Source organism: Halovulum sp. GXIMD14794 (assembly GCF_054457455.1).
The window spans coordinates 121211-137312 of sequence record NZ_JBTLNF010000003.1; the positions used below are offsets into that span (position 1 = coordinate 121211).

The window sequence follows — 16102 nt, forward strand, 5'->3', positions numbered from 1 at the left end:
CGCCCAACAAGGCTTATCAAAATGTTCAATGATCCATTGCTCGCGTCGCTACAAGCAGGAGTTTCGGTTGGCTATGGGAAATTCTGAATGAACAGCAAACTGCACTGCTTTGCCCAGTCCGGCAATGCGTACAAGGCTGCGCTGATGCTCGAACTGTGCGGCGAGCCGTGGGAGCCGATCCACGTCAAGTTCTTCGATGGCGAGGCGCGGACGCCGGAGTATGCAGAGCTGAACGAGATGGCCGAGGTGCCGGTCTATGACGACGGCCGCGTGCGGCTTACGCAGTCGGGGGTGATCCTCGATTATCTTTCCCACAAGCACGGCTGTTTCGGCCCCGACACCGAGACCGAGCGGCTGGAGATCCTGCGCTGGACCCTGTGGGACAATCACAAGCTGACGGCGAATATCGCCACCGCCCGTTTCATGCAGATGTTCCTGCCCGAGAAGCACCGCAATCCGGATGTGATCGGTTTCCTCATGGGCCGGGCAAAGGCGGCGCTGGGCGTGCTGGAGCGGCGGCTGGAACGGCGCGACTGGATCGCCGCCGATCACATCACCACCGCCGACCTCTCCTGCGCGGGCTACATCTGGTTCCTCGAGGAAATCGGACTGGAGCCAGCCCCCGCGACGCTCGCCTGGCGCGAGCGGCTGGAGAAGCAGCCCGGTTGGGCGCATCCCTACGAGCTGATGCCCGGCCATCCGCTGGAGCCCAGGGAATGAGCACAGGCGGCAACCTCGGGGCGTTCATGTTCATCGTCCTGGTGCTGGGCAGCTTGTGCGCACTGGGCGCGCTGACCTTGCGCCGGGCCGAGGAACGGCACCCGGACCCGGACGACTACCAGGTGCGCGGGGGCCTTGCGCACATGATCGTCGGTATTCTCGCGTGGTTCGCCGTCGTCTCGTTCGTGCTGGTCTCGATCTCGTTCGGCGGCGCGCTGATCCCGTTGCTGCTCTGGGCGTGCGCCTGGTTGGGGATCACCCGCACCGATTTCGGGGGGAGCCTGATACCCTACTACCGACTTCAGATGTCATTCGCCGCAGCGGCCACGCTCGCCGCGTTGATCCTGTGGCTTGCAACCATCAACACGATACAAGGAGTGCCCAATGCCTGAGGCCTATATCTACGACGCCGTGCGCACCCCGCGCGGCAAGGGTCGCAAGGACGGTGCGCTGCACGAGGTCACCTCGCTTCGCCTGTCCGCCGAGGTTCTCAACAGCCTCAAAGACCGCAACGACCTGGACACGCTGGCCGTCGAGGACGTGATCTGGGGCAATGTCACGCAAGTGGGCGAGCAGGGCGGCTGCCTTGCCCGCTCGGTCGTGCTGGCATCCGAGTTCGACGAGCACGTCCCGGGGCTGTCGATCAACCGGTTCTGCGCCAGCGGGCTGGAGGCGGTGAACCTCGCCGCCAACCAGGTGCGCGCAGGCTCGGGGCAGGCCTATGTCGCTGGCGGGGTCGAGATGATGGGCCGCGTGCCGATGGGCTCGGACGGGGCGGCGATCGCCGTGGATCCGTCGCTGGCGATGAAGTCCTATTTCGTGCCGCAGGGCATCGCGGCCGACATCATCGCGACGGAATACGGCTTCAGCCGCGACGATGTCGACGCCTATGCCGTCGAAAGCCAGAAGCGCGCCGCCAAGGCCTGGGAGGAGGAGCGGTTCTCGAAATCCGTCCTGACCGTGCGCGACCAGAACGGCCTGCCGATCCTCGACCGCGACGAGTACATGCGCCCCGGTACCGACATGCAGGCGCTGGGTGGGCTGAAGGCCTCGTTCAAGGAGCAGGGCGAGGTGATGCCCGGTTTCGACGCCATCGCCATGATGAAGTACCCGCATCTCGAGAAGATCGAGCATGTGCACCACGCCGGGAACTCCTCGGGGATCGTGGACGGCGCGGCGGGCCTGCTGATCGGCGACCAGGCCTTCGGCGAGAAATACGGGCTGACGCCACGCGCCCGGATCAAGGCGACGGCCAAGATCGGCACCGATCCGACGATCATGCTGACCGGCCCGGTGCCCGCGACCCAGAAGATCCTGGCCGAGGCAGGGATGAGCGTATCCGACATCGACCTCTTCGAGGTGAACGAGGCGTTCTCGGCCGTCGTGCTGCGCTTCATGCAGGCGTTCGACGTGGACCACGACAAGGTCAACGTGAACGGCGGCGCCATCGCGATGGGCCACCCGCTGGGCGCGACCGGCGCGATGATCCTCGGCACGGCGCTCGACGAGCTTGAGCGCTCGGGCAAGGGCACGGCGCTGGCCACCCTGTGCGTCGCCTCGGGCATGGGGGCCGCCACGATCATCGAGCGCCTGTGATGGGCAAGCTGGACCTTTCCGGGATCGAGCCGCGCACCGGTTCGGGCTATCCCGAGCCGCATCGTGCGGCGGTCGCGGGCCGCTCAAGCCTGCGATTGGGCGCAGTGGGCGGACTGACCCAGTTTGGCGTCAACCTGATCACGCTGGAGCCGAGCGCGTGGTCGTCCCAGCGCCACTGGCACCTGAACGAGGACGAGTTCGTCATGGTGACGGCGGGCGAGCTGACCCTCATCACCGATGCGGGCGAGGAAGTCATGCGCCCCGGCGATTGCGCCGCTTTTCCGGCGGGCAAGCCCGACGGGCATCACCTCGTGAACCGCACCGACACAGCGGGCAGCTTCCTCGTGGTCGGCACCCGCGCCGACAGCGACGAGGTCGACTACCCGGACATTGACATGAAGGCCGTATCCAAGGGCGGCGTGCATACGTTCCTGCACAAGGATGGCAGCCCCTTTGACGACGACACCGGAGGAAACGCATGAGCATCTTCACCTACGACGTGGACGCCGACGGCGTCGCGGTTCTGAGCTGGGACCAGCCGGGCACATCGATGAACGTCATGACCATCGAAGGGTTCGAGGAGTTCGAGACCCTGTTCGACAAGGCCATGGCCGATGACGCGGTGAAGGGCGTGGTCGTGACCTCGGCCAAGAAGGACTTCGCCGGGGGCATGGACCTCAAGGTGCTGGCGCAGATCCGCGACAAGGCGGGCGACAACCCGGCGCAGGCGCTGTTCGACTTCACCATGAACGGCCACCGCATCCTGCGGAAGGTCGAGCGCAACAACATGGACCCCAAGACGAACAAGGGCGGCAAGCCCGTCGCTTGGGCAAGCCCCGGCACCAGCGCGGGCATCGGCACCGAGGTGGCGCTGGCCTGTCATCGCCGGTTCGTCGCGGACAACCCGAAAGCCAAGATCGGCCTGCCCGAGATCATGGTCGGGCTGTTCCCCGGCGCGGGCGGCACGACGCGCGTGACCCGGATGATGGGCCTGATGCCCGCCGCGCCGATCCTGCTGGAAGGCAAGATGCTGGCCCCGGCCAAGGCGAAGTCGGCCGGGCTGATCGACGAGGTGGTTCCAGCGGACGAGTTGCTGGCCCGCGCCAAGGCCTGGGTGCTGGAGGCGAAGGACGCCGACATCGTCAAGCCCTGGGACCAGAAGGGCTACAAGATGCCTGGTGGTACGCCCTATCATCCGGCGGGATTCATGACCTTCGTGGGCGCGAGCGCGATGGTCCACGGCAAGACGCAGGGCGTCTATCCGGCGGCCAAGGCGATGCTCTCGGCGATCTACGAGGGCGCGATGGTGCCCTTCGACACCGCGCTGAAGGTCGAGGCGCGCTGGTTCACGAAAGTTCTGATGAACCCGTCCTCGTCGGCAATGATCCGGTCGCTGTTCGTCAACAAGACCGCGCTGGAGAAGGGCGCCGTCCGGCCCGAGGTGGGTGACGAGACCGTGAAGAAAGTCGGCGTTCTGGGGGCCGGCATGATGGGGGCCGGCATCGCCTATGTCGCCGCGCTGGCGGGCATCGACGTCGTGCTGATCGATCAGGAGCAGGCCGCCGCCGACAAGGGCAAGGCGCATTCCGAAGGGCTGCTCGACAAGGGCATCAGCCGCAAGAAGGTGACGCCCGAGAAGAAAGAACAGGTGCTGGCCCGGATCACCGCGACGACCGACTATGCCGCGCTTCAGGGCTGCGATCTGGTGGTGGAAGCCGTGTTCGAGGACCCAGGCGTGAAGGCCGACGTGACCGCGAAGGCCGAGGCTCAGATCCCCGAGGGGGCGATCTTCGCGACCAACACCTCGACCCTGCCGATCACCGAACTGGCCAAGGCCAGCAAGCGGCCCGAGCAGTATGTCGGCATCCACTTCTTCAGCCCCGTGGACAAGATGATGCTGGTCGAGATCATCAAGGGCAAGCAGTCGGGTGACCGGGCGGTGGCCAAGGCGCTCGACTTCGTGCGGCAGATCCGCAAGACGCCGATCGTGGTCAACGATGCGCGCTTCTTCTACGCCAACCGCTGCATCATTCCCTACATCAACGAGGGCGTGGCGATGGTCGCCGAGGGCGTCGAGCCCGCGCTGATCGAGAATGCCGCCAAGCAGATGGGGATGCCGCTGGGCCCGCTTCAGCTGAACGACGAGACCTCGATCGACCTCGGCGTGAAGATTGCCAAGGCGACGAAGGCGGCGATGGGCGATGCCTATCCTGAAAGCGCCGCGAAGGCTGACGAGGTGCTGTTCAAACTGTTCGAGCTGGGCCGGTTGGGCCGCAAGGCGAACGCGGGCTATTACGACTACGACGAGAAGGGCAAGCGCACGGGTCTCTGGCCCGGTCTGCGCGAGCATTGGCCGGTGGCCGGGGACCAGCCCGATGTCACCCGCGTGCAGCACCGGCTGATCCTGTCGCAGGTGCTTGAAGCGGTCCGCGCGCTGGAGGATGGCGTGCTCGAGGACATCCGCGAGGGCGACGTGGGCGCGATCCTGGGCTGGGGCTTCATGCCCTGGTCGGGCGGGCCGTTCTCGTGGCTCGACATCATCGGCGCGCAGCGCGCTTTGGAGTTGTGCGAAGAACTGTCCGAGCTTGGCCCGCGCTTCGAGGCCCCGGCGCTGCTGCGCGAGATGGCCGCGAAGGGCGAAAGCTTCTACGGACGGTTCGGGGTGGCGGAAGCCGCCTGAGCCGGGGTTTGGATGAGAGAAGGGCGGCCGTTGTAGCGGCCGCCCTTTTTTATTGAACAAGTGTTCAGTTAGCGGGCTCAGTTCTGCGGCGGGCGCACCTCGCGCAGCTCGGTGACCTGGATCGTCCCGAGGCCCTGCTGGCAGAACGAGACATCCGCGAATTCGCCCTCGACCGCGACATACTCGCCGTCGGTGAAGGGAATATTCCCGCTGACGACCGAGTAGAAATCGCCGTCTTCTGTGTGGAGCGTGTAGCACTCCGCGCCGTCGCGGATGCGGCCCCGCAGGGCGACCGGCCCGTCCCCGGCCTCGGCGCGGTCGATCACGGTGAAATCGTTCGAGTGCAGCGTGACGCCCCGATCGGTGTTGATCACGAACGTCAGCGTGTCGCCGGGATCGGCCCACCCCGGAACGGTCACCTTGGTCGACACGCGGCCCGCATCGCTCACCTGCACATCCTCGATCTCGTACCAATCGCGGTTCGAGAGACCGACGCCAATCGTGACGTAGTCGCCCGGCCGCATCTCGTGCGCGCGGATGCGAACTTCGCTGCCCGGCGCGCCGTCGGTCGGCCGCACCTTGAAACCGGGCGAGCGGTCGGCGCCGGGCACATCCAGCACGTCGCCGACGCTGAGCTGTAGCGGGTCAGCGTCCGGGTTGGCGAGCAGCAGCTCGAGCAGCGAGACGCCGAGCACTTGCGCGATGGAGTAGGGCGTGTCGCCGGCCTTCACGCGGTATTGCTGCACCCCGTTGCCCGACCACTCGCCGCTCGCGACCTGCTCGCCGTTGCCGGACCATTCGCCGCCCGTCAGCTCGATCTCCTGGCCGACGTCGAGGCTGCGCGGATCGATCTTCGGGTTGAGATCGTAGATGGTGGTCAGGCCCACGCGGCAACGCTGCGAGACTTCAAACAGTGTGTCGCCCGGGCGGATGGTGTAGCTTTCGCCGCACACGCTCTGAGCAGTGGCGGCGCTGCCGATGCCCATGAGCGCAAGGCCCGAGATGGTCAGAATTCGCGTCGTTTGGCGTTTCATCTGGCACTCCCTTTCAGTGTCGTCCTGAAGACAACAGCCCTCATATGGGGAGCGTTCCATGGTCCGGAAGCAATGTTTCCGAATGCTTCAGGCGTTTTGTAGTTTGTTTCGGATTGCTTCAGTGCGTTGTCCGACCGCATCCGCGACGCTTACGTAACCGTCGGAGGTCAGATACTTGTCGAGATCGCGCGCTATTTTTGCGATCAGACCCAATCCTTCGTAGACGAGCGCGCTGTATAGCTGCACCGCTCCGGCCCCGGCCAGGATCTTCTGGTAGGCGTCCTCGCCGCTGGCAATACCGCCCACACCCATGATCGGAAGGTTCGTGCGCTGCGCCAGCTTGGCCAGGATAAGCGTCGACATCTCCATCAGCGGCTTGCCCGAAAGCCCGCCGGTTTCCCCGGCATGGGCGCTGGCAAGCGCGGGGCGGCTGATCGTGGTGTTGGTCGCGACGATGGCCGAAAGACCGGCGCTGGCGGCGGCCTCGGCCACGGTGTCGAGGCCCGCGTCGTCGAGGTCGGGCGCGATCTTGACCATCAGGGGCAGCGGTTTGGCCAGCGCCTGGTTGGCCTCCTGCACCCGCTCCAGCACGGCGCGCAGCGCGCCGGCGCCCTGCAGGTCGCGCAGGCGCTCGGTGTTGGGCGAGGACACGTTGACCGTCGCGAAATCCACGAACGGGCCACAGCGGGCCAGCACAGCAGCGAAGTCCGCGGCCTTGTCCTCGCTGTCCTTGTTGGCGCCCAGATTGATCCCCACAACACCCTGCGCCGGGCGGCGTTCAAGCCGGGGCGCGACGGCCTCCATGCCTTCGGAGTTGAAGCCGAAGCGGTTGATGACGGCGCGGTCCTCGCTCAGGCGGAACAGGCGCGGCCTGGGGTTTCCGGGCTGCGGCCGGGGCGTCACGGCACCCACCTCGACAAAGCCGAAGCCTGCTTTGAGCAGCGGCACAATGACCTCGGCGTTCTTGTCGAACCCGGCGGCGAGGCCGATCGGGTTGGGCAGGTCCAGCCCCGCGAAACGCGTGCGCAGGCGCGGGCTGTCTGGCATCCGGGGCAGGGGGGCGACGCCCAGTCTCAGCGCCTTGATCGCGAGCCCGTGCGCCTGCTCGGGGTCAAGCCTGTGCATCAGGCCAAGGCCGACCTTTTCGAGCGGGCTCACAGCAGCCCCGTAAAGTCGTGGCCCTCGGGTCCCAGCGGAAGCGGCATGACGCGCAGCACGTCGACCATGCGGAGCGGCCCGTAGAGATGCGGGAACTCCTGCCCGCCGCGCGAGACCTCCCATTTCAGGGGCTGGATCTCGTCGGTGTCGAGCGTCAGCAGCATCAGCCCGTCCTCGCCCGCGAAATGCTTGGCGGCGGTGCCGGGGGCCTGCTCGGCGGTGGAGAGGTGCACGTAGCCGTCGGCCACGTCCACGGGCGCGCCGGGGGTTTCCCCGGCCTCTTGCAGCGCCGCCCACTCGTCGGCGCGAAGGATCTTGTAAACCAGCATGGGCGGGTGATGGCCCGCCGCGCGCCGCCGGTCAAGCGGCCCGTTACCCTTGCGGCGTCATCGCCTTGCGGGCGCGGCCGCGCTCCAGCCCCAGCTTACGCTCGCGCCAGATGATGAAGAGGCCCGCACTGACGACCAGCGCGGCGCCGATCAGCGTGCGGCTGGTCGGCACCTCGTCGAAGAAGGCATAGCCGACGGCGATGGCCAGGATCATCGAGGTGTACTCGAACGGCGCCACCACCGAGGTCGGGGCATAGCGATAGGCCGATGTCAGCAGGATCTGGCCGATACCCCCCAGCAGACCCGCCGAAATCAGCAATCCCAGCGTCAGCATGTCTGGCATCACCCAGCCGAAGGGGATGGTGAAGAGCGACAGTACAGTCGTCGTCACCGAGAACCAGAACACGATCGAGGCCGTGGTCTCCTGATGCACCAGCTTGCGGATGAACACCTGCGCCAGCGCCGCCAGCACCGCCCCCATCAGCGCCACGGTGGCGCCCAGGGTCTCGTATTGCGTGGCGCTCTCCAGCGAGGTCACCGACAGCCGGGGCGACAGAACCACCGTCACGCCGACCAGGCCGATCACGACTGCAGTCAGGCGGAAGAGGCGCACGGTCTCGTTCAGGAACATCGCGGCGAAGACGACGATCAGCAGCGGCGCGGCGTAGCCGATCGCCGTTACTTCGGGCAGCGGCAGCAGGCCGAGCGCGGTGAAGCCGCAGGCCATCGCGCCCGATCCCACCAACCCGCGCCACAAATGGCCCATCGGGTTGTCGGTCTTCAGCCCGTGCGGGAAGTCGTGCTGCATGCCCAGCCACACCAGGATCACCGGGATCGCGAAGGCCGAGCGGAAGAACACCGCCTCGCCCGCCGGAACCCCCGAGGCCGCCGTCGCCTTCACGCAAGCCGCCATGGCCGTGAATACGGTGACAGACAGGATCTTCAGCGCGATGCCGTGAAGCGGGTTCATGGAGGGGCTTTCGTGGATGCGCGCGGAACCGGCGCGCCCCGAGACTAGCCCGCGTCGCCGCAAAGGGCCAGCCCCCCGGGCGTGCACGGGTGCTTGATCATACCTTCCCGGTCGGAATATATACCCAGCGTTTCCAGACCTGCACAAAAGTGAAGAGGCGTCGATGGCCGGGCATTCCAAATGGGCGAACATCCAGCACCGCAAGGGCCGGCAGGATGCCGCGCGCTCCAAGCTGTTCTCCAAGCTCTCGAAGGAGATCACCGTTGCGGCGAAGATGGGGGATCCGGACCCGGACAAGAACCCGCGTCTGCGCCTGGCGGTGAAAGAGGCGAAGTCGAACTCGGTCCCCAAGGACGTGATCGACCGCGCGATCAAGAAATCCCAGGGCGGCGATGACGAGAACTACGAAGAGATCCGCTACGAGGGCTACGGCCCGGACGGCGTCGCGGTGATCGTCGAGGCGATGACCGACAACCGCAATCGCACCGCGTCGAACGTGCGCTCGATCTTCACCAAGTCGGGGGGCAACCTGGCCGAGACCGGCGCCGTCAGCTTCATGTTCGACCGCAAGGGTCTCGTGGTCTATCCGGCCTCGGTCGGTGATGCCGAAACGGTGCTGGAAGCCGCGATCATGGCCGGCGCCGAGGATGTCGAAAGCTCCGAGGACGGGCACGAGATCTATTGCGAGGCGACCGACCTCAACGACGTCTCGACCGCGCTGGAAGAGACGCTTGGCGAGAGCGAGACGACCAAGCTGATCTGGAAGCCGCAGAACACCACGCCGCTGGACCTGGAAGGCGCGCAGAAGGTGATGCGGCTGATCGAGTCGCTCGAGGATGACGACGACGTACAGAACGTCACCGCCAATTTCGACATCTCGGACGAGGTGATGGAGCAGCTGTGAGGCTGGTTCCTCCGGGGCGGCCTTTCGCTGCCCCGGCATTCAGGCTTCCCTGAACTCGCGGCGATTGCTAGGTTTTCCGGACATCTGCGCCCGGAGCCGCCCATGTCGGATCGCCCGCCCCTGACCCTCGGCATCGAGGAAGAGTACCTGATCGTCGATCGCCAGACGCGGGAGCTGGTGCGCGAACCGGCCGAGGCGTTTCTCGAGGCGTGCCAGGACGCGGTGGGCGAACGGGTCACGGCCGAGTACCTGCAATGCCAGGTCGAGGTCGGCACCAAGCCGCACCGTACCGTGGCCGATGCTGTCCGCGAACTGGGCGAGCTGCGGGGTGCCATCGCCGATGCCGCCGAGGCGCATGGCTATGCCGCCATCGCCGCCTCGACCCATCCGTTCAGCCGCTGGCGCGAACAGACCCACACGCGCAAGGACCGATACGATACGCTGCGCAGCGACCTGGGCCATACGGTGCGGCGGATGATGATCTGCGGCATGCACATCCACATCGGCATCGAGGACGAGGACCTGCGCATCGACCTGATGAACCAGGCCGCGTATTTTCTGCCGCACATGTTGGCGCTGACCTGCTCTTCGCCGTTCTGGGAGGGCGAGGACACCGGGCTTTCGTCCTACCGGCTGACGGTCTTCGACGCGCTGCCCCGTACCGGCCTGCCGGACGAGCTGGGTTCGTTCAACCAGTACCGCCGCCTGGTTGAGCAGCTTGTCGAGGCCGGCTGTATCGAGGACGGTACTAAGATCTGGTGGGACATCCGCCCTTCGGACAAGTTCGCCACCGTCGAACAGCGGATCACCGACGTCTGCTCGCGCCTGCGCGACGTGGCGGCGATCGCCGCGCTCTACCAGTCGATGATCGGTTATCTCTATCGGCTGAAGGCGCGCAACCAGCGCTGGCGGCTCTATCCCCGCACGATGATCATGGAGAACCGCTGGCGCGCACAGCGCTACGGCGCCGAGGGCAAGCTGGTCGACCACGGTCGCCACCAGCTGGTGCCCTGCGCCGACCTGGTCGAGGAAATGATCGACCTTTTCGGCGACGATGCCGAGGTGCTCGGCTGCCGCCGGGAGCTCGCCCAGCTTCGCGCGATCCTCAGCGAAGGCACCTCGGCCGCGCGCCAGCGCGCCGCCGCCCGCGCCGCCGAGGAGGCAGGCCATTCCGAGCACGAGGCGATGATCGCCGTCGTCGACCAGCTGATCAGCGACTTCACCGCCCACCGGGACACCTGAGGCCCCGCCTTCCACATTCCCTAAATATCCCCGCCGGAGGCATCCGACGCCTGTGACCGCGCGGCCCCGGAACCGCTATCCCAGCCGGTAGGGCAAGGCGTCCCGGTCGTCCGGGTCGATCCGGATCGGCCGGTCCATCGGCGGCAGCGCCCGCTGGTGGCAATCGGTACGCTCGCAGATCCGGCAGGACACGCCGATCGGCTCGAAGCCGCGGTTCAGATCCAGATCGTCCGCATAGGTCAGCGCCCCGGCATGGGCGATCTCGCAGCCCAGCGCGATAGCATAGCGGCGCACCGGTGCGTGGAAATCCCGGCCCGGTTTCGACACGTCCCGGGCGAGGCACAGGTAGTGGACCCCGTCCGGGGTCTCGGCCAGTTGCCGCAGCCAGCGGCCCGGGGCCTCGAAGGCACGGTGGACGTTCCACAAGGGGCAGGCGCTGCCGAAACGGGCGAACTGCAGCCGCGTCGCCGAATGCCGCTTGGTGATCTGCCCCGCCTGGTCGACACGCACGAAGAAGAACGGCACGCCCTTGGCGCCGGTGCGTTGCAGCGTGGACAACCGGTGCGCGACCTGTTCCAGCGAAGCACCAAACAGCAAGGACAGCCGGTCGAGGTCGTGGCGCGACTCGCCCGCCGCCTGCAGGAACCGCCGGTAGGGCAATTGCGCGGCCCCGGCGAAATAGTTGGCTAGGCCGATCTTGCAGATCTCGCGCGCGGTTTCGGTCCGGAACCGGCCCAGGTCCAGCGTCGCCTCCAGCAGGTCGTCATGGGCGACCAGCGCCAGCTGGTGCGCGGCCTGGAACCATTGGGTGGCAGCTCCGGCCTCGGCGGCCAGTGTCAGCGTGCGGCTGTCCGGATCATAGTGCCGAAGCGGCGCGCCGAAACGGAGGTCCAGCCGGATGCCGTGCTTTTCTTCCAGCCGAGCGGCCAGCGCCGCCAGCCGGTCGCCGGGTGCCAGTCCTTCGGCGAAATGCTCGGCGGCGCGGTCCACGGCGTCGATATAGTTGTCGCAATAGTGGAAGAAGTCGCGCACCTCCTCCCAGGGCAGGGGCGCCAGCGCGCTGCCCTCGACCCCCAGCGCCTCGTTCAGCGAGACAAGCTGCTCGCTCTGCTGCCGGTGCGCGCGGTGCAGCGCCAGGAAGGCGCGCGCCAGCCCCGGCGCGTTCGAGGCTACGAGTTGCAGTTCCGCCAGCGGCGGGTTTTCCGAGAACACCGGGTCCGCCAGCGCCTCGCGCATATCCGCGGTGATGCGTTCGGCCTCGCCTACGGACAGCTCGGTGACGTCGAAGCCGAATTCCCGTGCCAGTGCCAGCACCACCCCGGCCGAGACCGGGCGGTGATTGTTCTCCATCTGGTTCAGGTAGGACAGGCTGACGCCCAGCTTGCCCGCGAAGTCGCGCTGGGTAAGGCCGCGGCCGGTGCGGATCTCGCGCAGCTTGACGCCGGCATAGAGTTTCTGGCGGCTCATAACGGGGAGGGATGGTTTGCAAACATCGCGCCGATTATGGCCGCGAGGTTTGCAAACTCAAGTGCGATCAGAAGATCAGATCGTCCATGATCTCGGCACTAGACGTGTTCAGTACGGTCAGCCGGTCGCCGCCGCCAAAGGTGAAGACCAAATCGTCGCCTTGCTGACTGGACAATGCCAGCGCTTCGTCCGCATTGGCGAAACCGAACTTCTTAAGGACTACTGCGTCGATATCGTCTTCGAAATCCTCGATGATGTCGCGGCCCTTGCCAGTGCCAAACACGAATTTGTCCGAGCCTTCGCCGCCGATCATCCGGTCCTGTCCGCGCTGGCCGAACAGCTTGTCGTTACCGGCGCCGCCGTTCAGTACGTCCGCGCGACTGCCGCCCTTCAGGATGTCGTTCCCCGCACCGCCGTTTAGTGAGTCGTTCGAGCCGCGCCCCTTGAGGATGTCATTGCCGGAGTTGCCCGCTAGCGTATTGTCCGAGCGGTTGCCGATCAGCACGTCGCGGCCCGAACCGCCGCTCGCGTTCTCGATCACCGCGCCGAAGGCAATGGAGACATCCTCATGCGTGGTGCCGAAGCGCGAGTAGGCGCCCTCGCGCAGGTCGATTTCGACGCCGTGCGAGGTCGCGGACAAATCGAAGACGTCTGTACCGCCTGTGTCCCAGATCGAATCGACGGTATCGTTGCGCGGCGAGGAATAGGTGGTATCGCCTGCTTCGTTCTCGGCCGCACCCCAGATGTCTTGCAGCGCAAGGATGTCGAACAGCTGCATTGCGGTGCTGTCGACCCCGTTGTCGGGGTTCGCGGTATAGGACATTACCGTGTACTTGTTGTTCTCGAATTCCGCTGGAATTGTTGGCGCCGAGAAGCTGTGCTTCAAGCCCAGTGCATGGCCGATCTCGTGCAGGATAAGGCTAAAATCGGTAGTGATGTCGATGCCGTTGTCGAACACAGCGAAGGCGTCGTAGGCGGTGATCGTATTGGTGCCATCCCAAGCGTAGCTGCTGCCGCCCTCACCGGCGGTGGTTGCACCCAGCGAGACCTTTCCGAAATTCATGTCCGGGTCGAAGTCGCCGCTGACCTCGACGAAGTCGACATTGATCAGCGTCTCGATATGCGCCAGCGCGTCGCGGACGGCCTCCTTTTCGGCGCTGCTCATCGGGGTCCAGCCGAAATAATTCTGCCAGAAGTCGGGTGGTTCGATACCGTCGGCGAACTGATAGGTCATCACGTATGGCGCGGCGCCAGTCAGGTTGATCGGGTTCCGGGCGTTGATCCCGGTGAACTGCATTCCGTCGATAATCTCGGTCTGGCTGAGCATGGCATCCTGCTTGGTAATTTCGTTCGGACCATCCCCGCAGAATGAGGTGAATTTTTGGCGAATGGTTTTGCTTGTTCGCAAATTTGCAATTTGCGCCGTATATCGCGGGATCATTTTGCAAATACACCAGTTCAGACTTCATTTGCCCGCATCGCGCCGCTAGGGTCGGGGCAACGATCTGGGAGGGCGCCGTGCAGGAGATTCTCGACGAACTGGAGCGCCGCCGCGCACAAGCCCGCCTTGGGGGCGGACAGCGGCGGATCGACGCGCAGCATGCCAAGGGTAAGCTGACCGCGCGTGAGCGGCTGGACGTGCTGCTGGATGAGGGCAGCTTCGAGGAGTTCGACATGTTCGTCGCCCACCGCGCGACGGATTTCGGCATGGGCGAGCACAAGTATCCCGGCGATGGTGTCGTGACCGGCTGGGGCACGATCAACGGCCGCATGGTCTACGTCTTCTCCCAGGATTTCACCGTGCTGGGTGGCTCGCTGTCCGAAACCCATGCACAGAAGATCTGCAAGATCATGGACATGGCGATGAAGAACGGCGCCCCGGTGATCGGCCTGAACGATTCGGGCGGGGCCCGTATCCAGGAGGGCGTTGCGAGCCTCGCCGGCTATGCCGAGGTATTCCAGCGCAACATCCTGGCCTCGGGAGTGGTGCCGCAGATCAGCGTCATCATGGGGCCCTGCGCGGGCGGCGCGGTCTACTCGCCGGCGATGACCGACTTCATCTTCATGGTGCGCGACAGTTCCTACATGTTCGTGACCGGCCCCGATGTGGTGAAGACCGTCACCAACGAGGTCGTCTCGGCTGAGGAGCTGGGCGGCGCCGGTACACACACGCGCAAGTCGTCGGTCGCGGACGCGGCCTTCGACAACGACATCGACGCACTGCTCGAGGTCCGGCGCCTTGTCGACCTGCTTCCGCTGAGCAATCGCGAGCGTCCGCCCGAGCGGCCCGTGTTTGATGCGCCCGACCGGGTCGAGAACAGCCTCGACACGCTTGTTCCGGACAATCCGAACCTGCCATACGACATGCGCGAGCTGATCGTGAAGACTGCCGACGAGGGCGAGTTCTACGAGATCCAGAAGGATTTCGCGGGCAATATCCTGACCGGGTTCATCCGGCTGGACGGCTCGACCGTGGGCGTGGTCGCGAACCAGCCGATGGTACTAGCGGGGTGCCTCGACATCGACGCCAGCCGCAAGGCCGCGCGGTTCGTGCGGTTCTGCGATGCGTTCGAGATCCCGATCCTGACGCTGGTCGATGTGCCCGGCTTCCTGCCCGGCACGGGGCAGGAGCATGGCGGCGTCATCAAGCACGGCGCCAAGCTGCTGTTCGCCTATGGCGAGGCGACGGTGCCCAAGGTCACGGTGATTACCCGCAAGGCCTATGGCGGTGCATACGACGTGATGGCGTCAAAACACTTGCGGGGCGACATCAACTACGCCTGGCCGACCGCCGAGATCGCCGTGATGGGCGCCAAGGGGGCCGTCGAGATCCTCTATCGGTCCGAACTTGCTGAGCCGCAGAAGATCGCAGAACGGACCGCTGAATACGAAATGCGCTTTGCGAACCCGTTTGTCGCAGCCGAGAAAGGGTTCATCGATGAGGTAATCATGCCACACTCAACGCGGCGAAGGGTTACGCGTGCTTTCGCTGCTTTGCGAGCAAAGAACCTTCAGAATCCTTGGAAGAAACACGACAACATTCCGCTGTGATGCATTACGCTCGTAAACTGTTCGGGGAATATTGCCGATTTATTGGCGGGCACAGAATTGTTCCCGTTGCAATTTTGAATGCACAGCGTAGTCTTTCCGTCAGCGGGGGCTTCGCCCAGCCGCTGAACACAATATCGACCTACGGGGAAAGGACGTCTATATGTCGCTTGCCACTAAACTTTTTGGACTTGTCATGCTGGCCGGTGTTCTCTCGGCCTGCGGCCAACAGCAGCAGGAGCCCGAGCCGATCCCCGCGCCCCCGCCGGTCATCGAGCCCGAGCCGACCTACAGCAAGTTCTGATCTGACCAGCCTCGCCGTCCCGGTTCGCCGGGCGGCGGGGCAAATCACCCTCGCTCGCGAGGGTGATCGGGGGACCGCTGGACGGTCACCTACAACGCCATTCGATGCCGCCGCGTCCGCGCGGCGGCATCGGCTTTTTCAGAGATTTCCCAACAACATGAGTATCTTGCCATGATGAAGCATCGGGGGTTCCCGGCGCGGATGTCGGGCACGGATTTCCAGTTCACCCTGCGGCGGGAGAACAAGGGTGGCGCGACGCCGTTGCGCGCCCGGCAGCGCTATGCCGACCGTCGACCCCAGGACCGGGCGGCGGATACAGCCTTCCTTTCGGCGCTCTGGGAATACTTCGGGGACGAGCCGTTCGAGCGTGGCAATTTGGACGCGGGTCGGCTGAGCTGGTTGTTCGGACGCGAGGTGGTTGCGGCCGAGGAGCCCTTCGATCCCGAGAGCTACGAGGCGCTTTTGCGGATCGACACCGACGTCGCCACACAAAGCTTCCCGGAGGTGTTCCGGTGATTGCTTGCGTCGGAAGAGATTCGCGCGGCCTATCGCATTGGCGGAATTCCGCCATCTTTCAAAGTCTTTCAGGGCGACCCTGTTTTGTGACGGGCGCTTCCCGGCGCTTCGCATTAAGTGCGGAGCAAGCCAAT

General features: G+C 65.4%; 16 protein-coding genes. 10 read left to right on the plus strand and 6 right to left on the minus strand.

Annotation, left to right across the window (positions count from 1 at the left end):
• The first annotated feature begins 87 nt into the window (after positions 1-87).
• From ACW9UR_RS02965 to ACW9UR_RS02985, 5 genes are read left to right on the plus strand one after another with little or no spacing between them, the layout of a single operon-like run.
• Positions 88-720, plus strand: a complete 633-nt coding sequence (locus tag ACW9UR_RS02965; RefSeq protein WP_458915415.1) for a glutathione S-transferase family protein — start codon at positions 88-90, stop codon at positions 718-720.
• Entirely contained in the window at positions 717-1112 is a 396-nt protein-coding gene (locus ACW9UR_RS02970) for a hypothetical protein (RefSeq protein ID WP_458915416.1), read from the plus strand. The genes ACW9UR_RS02965 and ACW9UR_RS02970 overlap by 4 nt, the downstream gene beginning before the upstream one ends.
• Positions 1105-2316: an acetyl-CoA C-acetyltransferase gene (locus tag ACW9UR_RS02975; RefSeq protein ID WP_458915417.1), complete on the plus strand. Its 1212-nt coding sequence runs from the start codon at positions 1105-1107 to the stop codon at positions 2314-2316. Before ACW9UR_RS02970 ends, ACW9UR_RS02975 begins: the two co-directional genes overlap by 8 nt.
• Positions 2316-2798 carry a cupin domain-containing protein gene (locus ACW9UR_RS02980; RefSeq protein ID WP_458915418.1) on the plus strand — a complete coding sequence of 161 codons (483 nt, stop codon included), beginning with the start codon at positions 2316-2318 and terminating at the stop codon, positions 2796-2798. The genes ACW9UR_RS02975 and ACW9UR_RS02980 overlap by 1 nt, the downstream gene beginning before the upstream one ends.
• The gene (locus ACW9UR_RS02985; RefSeq protein ID WP_458915419.1) at positions 2795-4996 is read left to right on the plus strand and encodes an FAD-dependent oxidoreductase; all 2202 of its coding nucleotides are present in this window, start codon (positions 2795-2797) and stop codon (positions 4994-4996) included. The genes ACW9UR_RS02980 and ACW9UR_RS02985 overlap by 4 nt, the downstream gene beginning before the upstream one ends.
• Positions 4997-5073: 77 nt before the next feature.
• On the opposite strand, the gene ACW9UR_RS02990 is transcribed toward ACW9UR_RS02985, so the two are convergent.
• The 4 genes from ACW9UR_RS02990 to ACW9UR_RS03005 all read right to left on the minus strand — a co-directional run bounded on the left by ACW9UR_RS02990 (position 5074) and on the right by ACW9UR_RS03005 (position 8487).
• Positions 5074-6030 carry a LysM peptidoglycan-binding domain-containing protein gene (locus tag ACW9UR_RS02990; RefSeq protein WP_458915420.1) on the minus strand — a complete coding sequence of 319 codons (957 nt, stop codon included), beginning with the start codon at positions 6028-6030 and terminating at the stop codon, positions 5074-5076.
• Positions 6031-6117: 87 nt separating this feature from the next.
• Positions 6118-7188, minus strand: coding sequence for a quinone-dependent dihydroorotate dehydrogenase (locus ACW9UR_RS02995; RefSeq protein ID WP_458915421.1), 1071 nt, complete (start codon positions 7186-7188; stop codon positions 6118-6120).
• Positions 7185-7517 (minus strand): DUF952 domain-containing protein, encoded by a 333-nt coding sequence (locus ACW9UR_RS03000; RefSeq protein WP_458915422.1) that lies wholly within the window; start codon positions 7515-7517, stop codon positions 7185-7187. Before ACW9UR_RS03000 ends, ACW9UR_RS02995 begins: the two co-directional genes overlap by 4 nt.
• A gap of 43 nt (positions 7518-7560) precedes the next feature.
• Positions 7561-8487, minus strand: coding sequence for a DMT family transporter (locus ACW9UR_RS03005; RefSeq protein ID WP_458915423.1), 927 nt, complete (start codon positions 8485-8487; stop codon positions 7561-7563).
• Between the two features lie 163 nt (positions 8488-8650).
• On the opposite strand from ACW9UR_RS03005, the gene ACW9UR_RS03010 reads away from it, so the two are divergent.
• Together ACW9UR_RS03010 and ACW9UR_RS03015 are read left to right on the plus strand one after the other, a co-directional pair.
• Positions 8651-9391: a YebC/PmpR family DNA-binding transcriptional regulator gene (locus ACW9UR_RS03010; RefSeq protein ID WP_458915424.1), complete on the plus strand. Its 741-nt coding sequence runs from the start codon at positions 8651-8653 to the stop codon at positions 9389-9391.
• Positions 9392-9493: 102 nt separating this feature from the next.
• Entirely contained in the window at positions 9494-10633 is a 1140-nt protein-coding gene (locus ACW9UR_RS03015) for a carboxylate-amine ligase (protein ID WP_458915425.1), read from the plus strand.
• A 75-nt stretch (positions 10634-10708) separates the two neighbouring features.
• Here ACW9UR_RS03015 and ACW9UR_RS03020 read toward each other — a convergent pair whose 3' ends face one another.
• Both ACW9UR_RS03020 and ACW9UR_RS03025 read right to left on the minus strand, forming a co-directional pair.
• Positions 10709-12100: a helix-turn-helix domain-containing protein gene (locus ACW9UR_RS03020; protein ID WP_458915426.1), complete on the minus strand. Its 1392-nt coding sequence runs from the start codon at positions 12098-12100 to the stop codon at positions 10709-10711.
• 67 nt (positions 12101-12167) lie between these two features.
• The gene (locus tag ACW9UR_RS03025) at positions 12168-13427 is read right to left on the minus strand and encodes a M10 family metallopeptidase C-terminal domain-containing protein (RefSeq protein ID WP_458915427.1); all 1260 of its coding nucleotides are present in this window, start codon (positions 13425-13427) and stop codon (positions 12168-12170) included.
• A gap of 191 nt (positions 13428-13618) precedes the next feature.
• Between ACW9UR_RS03025 and ACW9UR_RS03030 the strand changes: the two genes are divergently transcribed.
• The 3 genes from ACW9UR_RS03030 (at position 13619) to ACW9UR_RS03040 (ending at position 15968) form a co-directional block, all read left to right on the plus strand.
• Positions 13619-15151: an acyl-CoA carboxylase subunit beta gene (locus tag ACW9UR_RS03030; protein WP_458915428.1), complete on the plus strand. Its 1533-nt coding sequence runs from the start codon at positions 13619-13621 to the stop codon at positions 15149-15151.
• Positions 15152-15311: 160 nt separating this feature from the next.
• A complete protein-coding gene (locus ACW9UR_RS03035) occupies positions 15312-15452 on the plus strand; it encodes a hypothetical protein (protein WP_458915429.1) in 141 nt (46 codons plus the stop codon).
• Between the two features lie 171 nt (positions 15453-15623).
• Positions 15624-15968: a hypothetical protein gene (locus ACW9UR_RS03040; RefSeq protein WP_458915430.1), complete on the plus strand. Its 345-nt coding sequence runs from the start codon at positions 15624-15626 to the stop codon at positions 15966-15968.
• Positions 15969-16102: the final 134 nt, after the last annotated feature.